This window comes from Aggregatilinea sp. (assembly GCF_036822615.1).
Lineage (GTDB): Bacteria > Chloroflexota > Anaerolineae > Aggregatilineales > Aggregatilineaceae > Aggregatilinea.
This window is the reverse complement of sequence record NZ_DAISHJ010000003.1, coordinates 38,188-50,834: the sequence shown is the minus strand read 5'-3', so window position 1 is coordinate 50,834 and position 12,647 is coordinate 38,188. Positions and strand designations below refer to the sequence as shown.

Annotated in this window: 9 protein-coding genes; 5 read left to right on the top strand and 4 right to left on the bottom strand. The window is 60.5% G+C overall.

Annotated elements, in window-relative coordinates:
* Positions 1-29: 29 nt before the first annotated feature.
* Positions 30-290 carry a Trm112 family protein gene (locus V7116_RS02140; RefSeq protein WP_324389941.1) on the bottom strand — a complete coding sequence of 87 codons (261 nt, stop codon included), beginning with the start codon at positions 288-290 and terminating at the stop codon, positions 30-32.
* A 151-nt stretch (positions 291-441) separates the two neighbouring features.
* On the opposite strand from V7116_RS02140, the gene V7116_RS02135 reads away from it, so the two are divergent.
* The 3 genes from V7116_RS02135 (at position 442) to topA (ending at position 4,643) form a co-directional block, all read left to right on the top strand.
* A complete protein-coding gene (locus V7116_RS02135) occupies positions 442-1,218 on the top strand; it encodes an alpha/beta fold hydrolase (protein WP_324389939.1) in 777 nt (258 codons plus the stop codon).
* A complete protein-coding gene (locus tag V7116_RS02130) occupies positions 1,206-1,652 on the top strand; it encodes a hypothetical protein (protein WP_324389937.1) in 447 nt (148 codons plus the stop codon). The genes V7116_RS02135 and V7116_RS02130 overlap by 13 nt, the downstream gene beginning before the upstream one ends.
* 255 nt (positions 1,653-1,907) lie before the next feature.
* Entirely contained in the window at positions 1,908-4,643 is a 2,736-nt protein-coding gene (topA, locus tag V7116_RS02125) for a type I DNA topoisomerase (RefSeq protein WP_324389935.1), read from the top strand.
* Positions 4,644-4,783: 140 nt separating this feature from the next.
* Here the strand turns inward: topA and V7116_RS02120 are convergent, their stop codons facing one another.
* The 3 genes from V7116_RS02120 to V7116_RS02110 all read right to left on the bottom strand — a co-directional run bounded on the left by V7116_RS02120 (position 4,784) and on the right by V7116_RS02110 (position 8,738).
* Entirely contained in the window at positions 4,784-5,554 is a 771-nt protein-coding gene (locus tag V7116_RS02120; protein ID WP_349258394.1) for a carbohydrate ABC transporter permease, read from the bottom strand.
* Between the two features lie 402 nt (positions 5,555-5,956).
* Complete coding sequence (locus tag V7116_RS02115) at positions 5,957-7,243, bottom strand: carbohydrate ABC transporter permease (protein ID WP_324389931.1); 1,287 nt, start codon at positions 7,241-7,243, stop codon at positions 5,957-5,959.
* Between the two features lie 226 nt (positions 7,244-7,469).
* The gene (locus V7116_RS02110; protein ID WP_324389929.1) at positions 7,470-8,738 is read right to left on the bottom strand and encodes an ABC transporter substrate-binding protein; all 1,269 of its coding nucleotides are present in this window, start codon (positions 8,736-8,738) and stop codon (positions 7,470-7,472) included.
* Between the two features lie 369 nt (positions 8,739-9,107).
* Between V7116_RS02110 and V7116_RS02105 the strand changes: the two genes are divergently transcribed.
* Both V7116_RS02105 and V7116_RS02100 read left to right on the top strand, forming a co-directional pair.
* Positions 9,108-10,862 (top strand): GAF domain-containing protein, encoded by a 1,755-nt coding sequence (locus tag V7116_RS02105; protein ID WP_324389927.1) that lies wholly within the window; start codon positions 9,108-9,110, stop codon positions 10,860-10,862.
* Between the two features lie 47 nt (positions 10,863-10,909).
* A complete protein-coding gene (locus tag V7116_RS02100) occupies positions 10,910-12,646 on the top strand; it encodes a GAF domain-containing protein (RefSeq protein ID WP_324389925.1) in 1,737 nt (578 codons plus the stop codon).
* Position 12,647: the final 1 nt, after the last annotated feature.

The following is a 12,647-nucleotide window of genomic DNA, read 5'->3' as shown; positions in this document are numbered from 1 at the left end:
GCCGGGCGCTCAGCTTTCAATGCACGCGATCAGTCTTCGCTGGGCGGCGGAACGGGCAGGTCGTCAACTGCGACGTCTTTGTACTTCTCGCCCACTTCCACCAGCATCACCGGGATGCCGTCCCGGATCGGGTACTTGTAGCCGGAATCTTTGGAAACCAGCCAGCAGCCGTGCGCCAGCTCCAGACGGCCCGGATCGTCTCCGTGATCGGTGTAATGCACGGCGACCGGGCAGCGCAGAATGTCGAGCAGCTCCGGGCTGATGGAGGTAGAGGTTGCGTCATCTGCCATAAGTTTTTCCTCGCAGAAAGCCAGCATCACAGTCCAGAAGCGAGTATAGCCGCCCCACGCGGGAGCGTCAAGCCAAATTGCCCGCAGTTGGATCGGTGCGCGGCTCTGGGCTAGACTTGAAGGTGCGCGATCGCTGTGTCAAGGAGCCGGTATGCCGCACGTGTCTGTTGGGACGGAAACGCTTTACGTTGCCGAGCGTAAGCTCGATGGCAGCGCCTACCCGCCGCTGGTGCTGGTCCACGGGGCAGGCGGGTCGCACCTCGATTGGCCCGCGTCGCTGCGGCGGCTGCCAGGAGCGCGTATCGTGGCGGTGGATCTGCCCGGACACGGCAAATCGAGCGGATCGGGCTGCGAGGATACGCAGGCCTATGCTGAGGCTGTAAGCGGGCTGTTCGACGCGTTGGGTATAGCGCGCGCGATCGTCGCCGGGCACAGTATGGGCGGCGGGATCGCGCAGCAGATCGCGCTCAACTGGCCGGAGCACGTCGCGGGGCTGGTGCTGATTGGGACCGGGAGCAAGCTGCCTGTTGCGCCCGATCTGCCTGAGCGTGTCGTTTCGGACCGGGATGCTACGTTGCCCTGGATCGTAGACGGCTCGTGGAGCGCAGGGGCTTTGCCCGCCTGGAAGCAGCGTAATCTCGATAATCTGCAGGCTGTGCGGCCCGATGTCCTGCGCGCTGATTATCTCGCCTGCCAGCGCTTCGACGTGCGCGAACAGCTTGGCAGGATCGCCGCACCCACCTTAATATTAGTGGGAAGCGAGGATCGAATGGTCCCGCCCAAGTTCAGCGCCACGCTTGCCGGGCGCATTCCCAACAGCACGCTCGTGCAGATCGATGGGGCAGGGCATATGCTGCCGCTGGAGCAGGCGGAGGCGGTCGCGGACGTGGTCGAGGAGTGGCTGGCGGAGCAGACATGGGCAAGTTGAAGATGATGCGTACGTTGATGGGCTGGGCGGTCCGGTTTGGTGGGCCGTCGGCGGTGACTGCCGTGAGCGAGGCGGTACCGCGCGTCTCGCAGCGCACCGAAACGCAGGTGTTTCGCGTGACGCTGCCGGTGACTGTCTATGTGCGCGGCAGCGGCTGTCGCGTCAGCGTACAGCGCCATGCTGCGCCCAAAGTAATCGTACAGGCTGCGATGCAAGCCGCCTTTGGACTCGAGCTGGTGGGTGAGCAGGACGACGCCGGAGTGTACATCGTCGCGCGCCGCAAGCCGATCATGGGCCAGCTTTCGCGCGCCGATTTTTCGATCGTCGTGCCCTACGACGCGTCGCTGGTGTTTCACCTGACGCCGGGTGATGTGGTCGTTGAAGATGTGGACGGCATGCTCGAACTGCCGCCGGTCGCCGCGCCGGAAGCCTGACGGTTGGCAGCGTTCTAACAGAGGTTTAGTAGACTTTTCGCTCGTTTTCGGCCATAGTAAAGACGTGTTTCCGGCAGTGCCGGGCAGCGGGCCCCTGGTAAATGGCACTTGCCAGCCTACCAATACAGTGGTAGGCTTCCGCAAGACTCCTACCAAAAGTTTTTTCAATCACACGGTTTGTCATAAAACTTTACTGCACGTTGGTTCCGTATCACCGGACGATTGTTGTGATCAGGTAGTCATCATAGGTGTCGCGTGAGCAAGCTGGTCATTGTTGAATCACCAACCAAAGCGCGGACGATCCGCGATTTTCTGCCCAAGGACTATCAGGTTGAGGCGAGCATGGGGCACATCCGTGACCTGCCAGCCTCCGCCGCTGAGATCCCGCCCAAGCTGAAAGGCGAAGAATGGGCGCGTCTGGGTGTGAATGTCGAGCAGGGTTTCGAGCCGCTCTACGTGATTTCAAGAGACAAGAAGAAAGTCGTCAAGGAACTGAGCATCGCGCTCCAATCCGCTGACGAACTCATTCTGGCGACGGACGAAGACCGCGAGGGCGAAAGCATCGCGTGGCATCTCACGCAGGTGCTCAAGCCGCATATCCCGATCAAGCGCATGGTCTTCCACGAGATCACGCGCGAAGCAATCCAGGATGCGCTGAAGAAATGCCGCACCATCGATGAGGATCTGGTCGAAGCGCAGGAGACGCGCCGCATCCTTGACCGGCTGGTGGGCTATACCGTCTCTCCGCTGCTGTGGAAGAAGGTCGCGCCGGGCCTTTCTGCCGGGCGCGTGCAGTCGGCAGCCGTGCGCCTGCTGGTCCAGCGCGAGCAGGACCGGCGCAATTTCCGTTCCGGCTCCTACTGGGACCTCAAAGCCACGATCGAAGCGCACGCGGAGCAGTTCGCGGCCCAGTTGGTCACCCTGGGCGGCGTGCGTCTGGCGACGGGTACGGACTTCGACGAATCGACGGGCAAGATCCCGAAGGGTAAGAAAGTTGTTCTGCTCGATCAGAAGCAGGCCGAAGATCTGCGCGACCGGCTGTTGAAGAGCCAGTGGTCCGTGAAAGATGTCAACGAGCGCGAGCAGGAGCGCACGCCCTCGCCGCCGTTCACGACCTCCACGCTGCAAATGGAAGCCAACCGCAAGCTTGGCCTGTCCGCGCGTGAGACGATGCAGGTCGCCCAGCGCCTGTACGAGCGCGGGTATATCACCTACATGCGTACCGACTCCGTGCACCTGTCCAAACAGGCGCTGGCGACGATTCGCCAATGCGTATCAACGAAGTACGGTACGGATTATCTCAGCCCGACGCCGCGCCAGTTTCGCACGAAGTCGAAGGGCGCGCAGGAAGCTCACGAGGCGATCCGTCCCGCCGGGCAGAAGATGCCCACGGCGGAAGAACTTCACCTGAGCGGGCAGGAGTTCCGCCTGTACGACCTGATCTGGAAGCGCGCCATTGCCACCCAGATGGCGAACGCCAGGCTGAAGCTGAGCACGGTCACGACTGAAGTTGCGGATGCGGAATTCCGCGCATCGGGCAAGCGCGTCGTGTTCCCTGGATTCTTCCGGGCGTACGTCGAGGGCGCGGACGATCCGAGTGCGGCCCTGGATGACCAGGAGACGATTCTGCCGCCGCTCAAGCAGGGCGAGCCGGTAGACTGCCGTGCGCTGGATCCCACCCGCCACGATACGAAGCCGCCCGCGCGCTACACCGACGCGACGCTGGTCAAAGAGCTGGAAAGCAACGGCATTGGCCGTCCCAGCACCTACGCGACCATCATCAGTACCATTCAGGATCGCGGCTACGTTGTGAAGCAGGGTAACCAGCTCGTGCCGACCTTCACCGCATTTGCGGTCAACCGGCTCATGGAGGAGCATTTCCCCGAACTGGTCGATACGCAGTTTACGGCACGCGTTGAGCAGGTGCTCGACGATATTGCCAGCGGCGGCATCGAAGGCGTGCCCTACCTGAAATCATTTTACCTGGGCGAAACCGGTCTCGATCAGCAGGTCAAGTCGAAGGAACAGGAGATCGACCCGCGTGAGATCCACGCGCTTGAGGTCCTGCCGCTGAGTGCTCGTGTGCGTATCGGTCCCTACGGCCCTTACCTCGAATACGAGAACGGCGGCGATCTGGTGCGTGTCTCGCTGCCCGAGGCGATGCCCCCCGGCGATCTCGTGGATGAAGAGATTCAGCACCTGCTGCGCCAGAAAGAGGAAGGGCCCCAACCGCTGGGCCACCATCCCAAGACAGGCGAGCCGGTGTTTATCCTGATCGGCCCCTATGGTCCTTATGCGCAGTTAGGCGAAAATGGCGAAAGCGGAGCCAGTGGCAAAAAGGTCAAGCCGCCCCGTGTTTCGCTGCCGAAGACGCTCAAGCCGGAAACGATCACGCTGGATCAGGCGGTTGCCCTGTTGGAACTGCCGCGCAATCTCGGCCCGCATCCCGACGATGGCAAGGCGGTTGAAGCCGGGATTGGGCGCTTCGGGCCGTTCGTGCGCCACGATGGGGAATATCGCTCTCTGGCGAAGACCGACGACGTGCTGAAGATCAATTTTGCGCGGGCGCTTGAGTTGTTGGCTCAAGAGAAGGGCCGCCGCAAGACGGAGATGATCCGCGAGCTGGGCGAGCACCCCGAAGGCGGCGTCGTGGGGCTCTACGAGGGGCGCTACGGCCCGTATGTGAAGCACGGCAAGGTGAACGCGTCGCTGCCGAAGTCGCTCACGGCGCAGGATGTGACGCTGGAACAGGCCCTGGCCCTGCTGAGCGAGAAGCAGACCAAGAAGCCTGCCGCCAAGAAGGGTGCGAAGATGGCTGAGAAGACGCCGAAGACCGCGCCCAAGTCCGGCACGAAATCTGGCGCGAAGTCAACGAGCAAGAGCACCTCAAAATCGACGTCAAAGACTGCGACGAAATCAACGTCGAAGACGAAAACCGCGTCGAAAACGACCGCCAAATCTTCAGCTAAGAAGACTCCGGCTCAGGATTAGCATTCCCCGATCCGCCGAATAAAAACAGGCTCTGCATACCGTTCGCAGCGCCTGTTTTTTGTTCTACTCATTCGAGCGAGAAAAAACCTCAGTCTTGCTCATCACTTCGCAGCCCGTGAGGGCAGAGCATCTTCAACGCGTTACCCCTTGACCGACCCGGCCAGCAGCCCACGGATGAAGTAGCGGCCCAGGAAGATGAATACCAACAGCGTCGGCAGCGCGGCCATGACCGCGCCCGCCATCGGCAGATTCCACTTAACGGCCTCGCCGCCCGCCAACTGCGCCAGTGCAACCGTGATCGGTTCCGCCTTTGTGCCGCTGGTGAGCGTGACGGCGAACAGAAACTCGTTCCAGATCTGCGTGAACTGCCAGATGATGACCACTACGAAGCCCGGCAGCGACAGCGGGAACACGATCCAGCGATATACGCCGAAGAACCCCGCGCCGTCGATCTTGCCCGCCTCGATCATATCGGTTGGCACTTCGACGTAGTAGTTGCGGAAGATCAGCGTGGTGATCGGCAGACCGTACACCACGTGCGTGATGATCAGCGCGGCGACCGTGCCGCCCAGATTGACGTCGCTCATGAACTGGAACACCGGGATCAGCACGCTCTGGTAAGGAATGAACATGCCGAACAACATCAGCGGGAAGACGATGTTCGCCCCCGGAAACCTCCATTTCGCCAGCACGTACCCGTTGATGGATCCCATAATTGCTGACAGAATCGTGGCCGTGATGGTCAGAATCACGCTGTTGCGCAGCTTCGGTCCCAGCAGATCCCATGCCTGCTGGTAGCTGTTCCAGTTGATTTTCGTCGGCAGATTCCACACGCTGTTAAGCTGTCCGGCTTCGTCCGGCGTCTTCAGGCTGGTGGTGATGACGGTGTACATCGGCATCAGGTATATCATCGCCAGGACGATCAGCAGGATGTAGAGCAGCAACCGTCCGCCAGTCCTGGCAGTCCGTTTTGCCCTGACCTGCCGATCACTTGTGATTCTTTTGCGTTTGGCTTCTGGACGCCACCGGACTGCGTCGCTGGTCGCAGGGATCGCGCCGGACCCGCCCTCGGCCATCGCGCCAGCGGCAGCAAGTTGGGACGGGGCGGTGGTATTGTGCGAATAGAGATAGATCCACAGCGGAATCAGCGCGATGAGGTTACCCACCGCACCGACCAGCCCTCCGATCAGCGCGGCGTGCTGTTGTTCTTCCTCGCGGTCGAAGTACCGGTACAACAGGTACGACCCCAGGCTGCCGAGCAGCAGGCCGAACACGATCCAGGAGAAAATGTAAGGAACCATGCGTATCTCTCCTTAGACCTCGTGCTCGCCGCGCAGCTGCGTTGCCAGATAGGGGATGATGATGATGGCGACCATCACCAACAGCACGATAGCGATCGCGCTGCCTTTGGCGAATTCGTTGCTGCGGAACATCGAATAGACCTGCACGCCGGGTACGGTCGTCGGCAGGAAGTCTGGCCCGACCATCGCAAAAATCAGGTCGAAGATCTTCAGCGAGATGTGACCCAGCACAATCGCTGCGCTGAGTGTAATCGGGCGCAGCAGCGGCAGCACAATCTTGGTGTAGACCTGGATCTCGTTGCAGCCATCGACGCGGGCGGCTTCGCGCAGTTCGTCGGAGACACCGCGAATTCCGGCGAGATACATCGCCATTGTGTAGCCCGAAAGCTGCCATACTGCCGCGACAATCAGGGCGATGAGCGCCATGTTGAAGCCGTATGGTGATTCGGCGGCGGGAATGTCAAGCTGCGGCAGGCGGTCGGGACCGCCAGTGAAGTACCAGAGGATGAGCAGCACGGTCGGGATGCCCATCCAGATGGCTGAGCGCCGACTGCCATGCCATAACGCCTGTATTGTACCCAAACAGAACAGGATCACGACGATCGCCGCGATGACTTCGAGCATGGTTGACCATTGGAACAGCCCGTGCATCAACTCGTCTTTGCGCGCGGGGTCCCACGTGGCGAAGTCGGCAGCAATCCAGGCGAAGATAAGCGCCATTGGTACGCCGAAAAAGATCGCCTTGAGGTAGTTACGACGCGAGATCTGCATGACGAAGTACACCAGCAATCCCAGGGCAATGAGCGCGGTAATCAGCCAGGGCACTTCATGCCAGTTGAAGGTAAATGCGTTGCGGTTGTTCAGCCATTTGAAGGTAAATGGGTCAGCACCGACAACAGTAGGTAGGGCATTGATGCCGCCGTTGGGGTTGAACAGCCAGCGCCATATCGTGCCCGTCACGGCGAAAGAGAGCGCCATCGGGAACAGGAAGATGGTGCGGAACACGCCTTCGCCCTTGATGTTCTGATCGAGCAGCACCGCTAGCAGGAAGCCGAGCGTCAGGCAGCCCGCCAGGAAGAAAGCGGTGAAGAAAAATGTATTGACAATGCCCAACCGGAATTTCGGTTCGATGGAGCCGAAGGCGGTGAATAAATCTTTATAGTTTTGAATACCAATATAGGCTTTGGTGGGATTAAGTTCGACGCCGCGCCAGCTCGTCAGCGACCAGTATACTGTCTCGCCGATGAAGCCGTATACAAAGATGCCGAGCAGGATCACCGAGGGCAGGATTGTAAGCAAAGCATACAGATGATCCCGGTCCATGCGCGATAGGGATAATCTGGCGCGCGCCCCCCTGGAGGTTTTCTCTCGCGTAAGTGTTGCCATTAGTATTGTTGCTCCGCGGGCTGCAAGGGACAGAACAAGACCGGAGTGACAGAGGGCCTCTGGGGCGCTAGTGGCTCGCAGAGGCCCTGTTGTACTCAGCCCGCGCTCATGGTGAGCGCAGCGAGCTGAAGGTCAGTGGTTAGCCCTGGCAGATACGGGCCTGGATGCAGACGACCTGCGATGCGTTGGCAGCCGCCTGGGAATTCCGCGCACCGAGGAACAGTTCCATGACGGTCGGGAACTCGCCCATGAAGGACTCGTTAGCAACGGCGCCGTGCTGCAGGCTGCCGACGATGGTGTTCGACTGCCAATCGGCGGCGGCGGACTGCGAGTAGACGCTGTACAGGCTCAGGTCAGAGTCGAGCCGTGCGGCGATGGACCCCTTGAGCGGGTTGAAGATGTCCTGGCCTTCCTTCGAGCCGAGCAGCTGCAGCCAGGCGATCGCGTTGTCACGATCCGGCGCGCCGATGGGCAGGCCGAAGGAGTCAGACAGCATGATGAACGTGCCTTCCGTGCCCGGTGACGCAACCCAACCGAAGCCCGTTTCCGGCTCCAGGCCGAGTGTGGTCATCATGTAGCCCGCGGCCCAGTCGCCCATGACGTTGAACGCGGCCTCGCCGTTGACAACCTTGTCGGTCGCCTGCTGCCAGGACAGCGTCGCGGCGTCTTCGTCGGCGTTCGAGCAGTCAAGGATCTGGCCGAACAGGTCCCAGGTGGCGACGACATCGTCATCCAGGAAGGATTTCTCACCGGCCCACAGAGCGTTCCAGCCGTCCGTGCCCAGCTGCGACACGGCGACGCTTTCCCACAGGTGGATCATCGTCCAGTTTTCACCAACCGACAGCGGGGTGATGCCCTGGTCTTGCAGGGTCGGGCAGATCGCCAGGAAGTCGTCCCAGGTGGTCGGTACTTCGACGCCCCACTCGGTTAGCTTGTCGGGGATGTACCACATCACGTTGGAGCGGTGGATGTTCACCGGAACCGACCAGATGCCTTCGTCCGTGCTGATCAGGTCCAGCAGGCCCTGCGGGAACGTGTCCATCCAGCCTTCTTGCTCGAACAGGAAGGTCAGGTCTTCCATGCGGTCGGCCACGACCCACGTGCCGATGAGTTCCTGGCCCGCGTGGACCTGGAACGAGTCGGGAGCATCACCGCCGAGCATACGGGTCTTGAGGACGGCCTTCGCGTTCACACCGGAGCCGCCGGTCACCGTGGCATTGTTCACTTCAACATTCGGGTGCAGCGTATTGTATTCGGCAATCAGGGCTTCCAGAGCGGGGCCCTCGTCGCCAGCCCACCATGAGAAGATTTCCAACTGGCCGCTGAGGTCGTCCTGGGCCAGGGTGGGGGCCACTGCAAGCAAAACCAGGGCCAAAGCAACTGCCAACGTAACAAGTCGTCGAGACATCTTTAATTCTCCTCCAAAAGGCTACTATATGGACAGCAAGTAAGCAGGGCGCATACCCTACAACAATGCTGGATGACTCTCTCCTTTCAATACCAGCATTGGATAATCCTGAAATTATTATAGATCACTCTCTGAATAAGACTAGTACGTCATTCGATATATCGCAGTGGAATAGGTCTTCTAATCGCTCCAAATAAGGATATATTTCAGCCCGTCCCTGTTATTGCCGGGTAACTTCGGACAGGTATAATCGGCTTGTGCGTCTTACGCAGTGTACGACCCGCGCTGGCGTGTGGATTTTGTGCGCGAGCGGGATTATGATGCGGGGACATGGAGCTTAGCGTTCCACAGCGCTGAGGAATGATCGGAATGAGCGAACCCAACGGACGACCTCCGGTTGAGGACGAGATAAAGTGGTTGTTGCAGGCCACGACCGACCTGATTGACGTGCTGCGTGTGCAGCGCGATTTTTTGCGCCAGCATGGTATGACGCTGCCACCTGGATCGTTGAACGTTCTGCGCAGCGTCCAGATGGATCTTGAAAACTTCTCGCGGCAGATCATCAACGCGTCGGTCGAGTTAAGCCAGCTTCGTGCATTGGCGGAAACGACCGCGTTGGTCAACTCGTCGCTGGACCTCAATCAAGTTCTGAACGAAGTGATGGACAAAGTTGTGGCCCTGACCGGAGCCGAGCGTGGCTACATCGTGCTGCGCGACGAGCAGACCGGCCAGATGGAATTTCGTGTCGCGCGCAACCTCGACCGCGAGACGATCGACGAGGGCGGGTTTATCGTCAGCCGGACCGTCGTGGAGGAGGTCGCCGCGACCGGGCAGCCGGTGGTCACGACCAATGCCCAGTCGGACCCGCGGTTCAGCCACCAGCAGAGCGTCATGCTTCACGCGCTGCGCTCGGTGTTGTGCGTGCCGCTGACGGTCAAGGGCGAGGTGACCGGCGTGGTATACGCCGATAACCGGGTTCGGGATGGGTTGTTTGGCGAGCAGGAATTGTCGCTGCTGGTGTCCTTCGCCAATCAGGCCGCAATTGCGATCGAAAATGCGCGGCTTTACCGCCGCGTGCAGATCACGCTGTCCGAGGTCACCGAGATCAAGGAAATGCTGGACAACGTGTTCACGTCCATCGCCAGCGGTGTGATTACGACCGACATCTATGACACGATCACGACGTATAACGCTGCGGCGGAGCGTATCCTTGCCCTCCCGCATGATCGCGTATTGGGTCATACGCTGGCCGAGGCGCTGCCTGCGCTGTATCATCCCATCGCGGACGCGCTGGCGCGGGTATACGCGCAGAGCGCTCGTGAAACGATCGACATGGAGCTGAATCTGCGGTCGCGGGGTAAGGTGTCGCTGAATCTCAAGCTCACCCCGCTGAAGGACGAAGACGAAACGCAGGGTATCGCGATCGTGGTCGAAGACTTGACCGAAATCAAACGCCGGGATGCAACGCTGGACATGGTGCGCCGCTACCTGCCGCCCACGATGATTGATAACATTCAAAGTATCGACGGCCTGGGGTTGGGTGGCGAGCGCCGCGTGATCACCGTGATGTTTGTCGAGATGCGGCCTTTTTCGTCTTTTCCGGCGCATCTCAGCCCTCAGGATTTGATGGCGTGGCTGAATCTCTACCTGACCGCAGGCGCTGAAGTCATCCACCAGAACGCGGGCGTGATCGATAAGTTCATGGGCAACGAGATCATGGTGCTGTTCAACACGCAGCTTAACCCCCAGGAGCATCATGCCTGGGCCGCGGTCAATACGGCGCTGCGCCTTACCGAGACGTGTCTGGCGCTTGCGGACCAACTGGGCGAGGAAGCTGTCCCTTACTACCGGATCGGCATGCATACCGGCGTGGCGACCCTCGGCAACGTGGGCAGCGCGACGCGGCGCGACTTTACCGCGATTGGCGACAGCGTGAATCTGGCGAAGCGCCTGCAAGAAAACGCCGAACAGGGACAGATCATCATCAGCGAAGACACCTACCGACACTGCGCCGAGAAGCTGATCGAAATGGAATCGAGGCTGTCGATCTCGCAGCATCCCGCTGTGCAGGTTCGGGGGCGCCGCCAGACGACGACCGTCTATGAAGTCCGCGTTGCTTCTTGATGGTATGCCGCGGAGATAGGTAGGGCCAGATGCTCAGCACTGCCAATATGAATACGATCCTTTATGAGCACCTCTGCCGCTTGACTCAAGAAGTGGTCGATCTGGATGGTACGCTGCGGTCCCAGTACGGCCTGTTATACCAGCGCGGGTTGTCGCTGCCGCCTGAAGTCTTCGAGCGCCTCTACTACTTGCGCGTCACGTTAGAGGGGGTCGCCAAGCGCGTGCTGGACGAAGGCGCAGAGCTGGCCCAACTGCGCGCGCTGGCCGACACGGTCAAGTTGATCAACACCTCGCTCGATCTGGACCTCGTGCTGCGCGAAGTGATGGACACCGCCATCGCGCTGACGGGCGCGGAGCGCGGCTATATCGTCCTGCGTGATTCGAAGACGGGCGAGCTGCGTTTCCGCGTGGCGCGTGATATGCACCGCGAAGACATCGAAGAGGGCGATTTCAGCGTGAGCTGGACCATCGTCACCGAGGTCAACGAAACGGGTAAGCCGGTCGTCGCGCGTAACGCGCTGCTCGATCCGCGCTACCGTGAACAGCAAAGCGTCGTGCTGCACGCGCCGCGTTCGGTGTTGTGCGTGCCGCTGTTCTTCCGGGGCAAACAAACCGGCGTGATGTATGCCGATAACCATCACGTGCCGGATCTGTTTGGTGAAAAGGAATTGGGGCTGTTGGAAGCCTTCGCTAATCAGGCGGCGGTGGGTATCGAAAATGCGCGCCTGTTCGATCGCATCCGCCGCGCGCTGAACGAGATCATCGACATGAAAGAGTTGATGGACGACGTGTTCGCGTCCATCGCCAGCGGTGTGATTACCACCGATATAAATGACCTGATCGTCACCTACAACAACGCCGCCGAGACGATCCTGGGCGTTGCAGCGCAGGATGCGCTCGGGCAGTCGCTGCATACGGTGCTGCCCATGCTGTCCGAGCGGTTCGACACGACCCTGGCAACGGTAAAAAGCCAGGGCGGCCAGCAGGTGATCGAGATCGAGCCGGTGCTTCCGGGGCGGGGCCCGGTGACGCTCAACCTGAAGCTCGCGCCCCTAACCAACAGCGGCGGTGCGATTTATGGCGTGGCGCTGGTGGTGGATGACCTCACGGAGATCAAAAAACGCGACGCGACCCTTAACGTGGTTCGCACCTATTTGCCGCCAAGCCTCGTGCGCAACATTCAGAGTATCGATCGTCTGGGTCTGAGCGGCGATGAGCGCGAGATTTCCATCGTCTTTGCGGATGTGCGCGGCTTTACCAGTTTCAGTGAGCATCTGCCGCCGGAAGAACTGCTGGCGATCATCAACCGCTACCTGACCGTGTGCACCGACGCGATTCAGCTTCACGACGGCATCATCGATAAGTACCTGGGCGATGCGGTCGTGGGCCTGTTCAATACGCAGTTGAATCCGCAACCCGATCACGCCGAGCGAGCCGTGCGCGCGGCCCTGTCGATGGTCTATGACGTGACGGCGCTGCATGAGATCCTGGAGCCGGATCAGCGCCTCTCGTACGGCGTGGGGATCGATACCGGGCTGGCGATGCTGGGCAACGTGGGCAGCCCCAGCCGCCGCGAGTTTACCGCCATCGGCGCGCCGTTCAACTTCGCCAAGCTGCTGCAGGAAAACGCGCTGCCGGGTGAAGTCATGTTGAGCCAGAGCACCTACGACCGCGTGTCCGAGCTGTTCACCATGGAGCCGATGGAGCCGCGCAAAATGAAGCCGCGCCTCGATTTCAGCGTGATGTACCATGTGACCGGGATCAAGCGGCACAGCGCGAGATAGG

Excerpts from the sequence above, each read along its gene's own strand:
- V7116_RS02140 (WP_324389941.1), bottom strand. The coding sequence starts at position 290 with ATGGCAGATGACGCAACCTCTACCTCCATCAGCCCGGAGCTGCTCGAC.
- V7116_RS02135 (WP_324389939.1), top strand. The coding sequence starts at position 442 with ATGCCGCACGTGTCTGTTGGGACGGAAACGCTTTACGTTGCCGAGCGT.
- V7116_RS02130 (WP_324389937.1), top strand. The coding sequence starts at position 1,206 with ATGGGCAAGTTGAAGATGATGCGTACGTTGATGGGCTGGGCGGTCCGG.
- V7116_RS02120 (WP_349258394.1), bottom strand. The coding sequence starts at position 5,554 with ATGATATACCTGATGCCGATGTACACCGTCATCACCACCAGCCTGAAG.
- V7116_RS02110 (WP_324389929.1), bottom strand. The coding sequence starts at position 8,738 with ATGTCTCGACGACTTGTTACGTTGGCAGTTGCTTTGGCCCTGGTTTTG.
- V7116_RS02105 (WP_324389927.1), top strand. The coding sequence starts at position 9,108 with ATGAGCGAACCCAACGGACGACCTCCGGTTGAGGACGAGATAAAGTGG.
- V7116_RS02100 (WP_324389925.1), top strand. The coding sequence starts at position 10,910 with ATGAATACGATCCTTTATGAGCACCTCTGCCGCTTGACTCAAGAAGTG.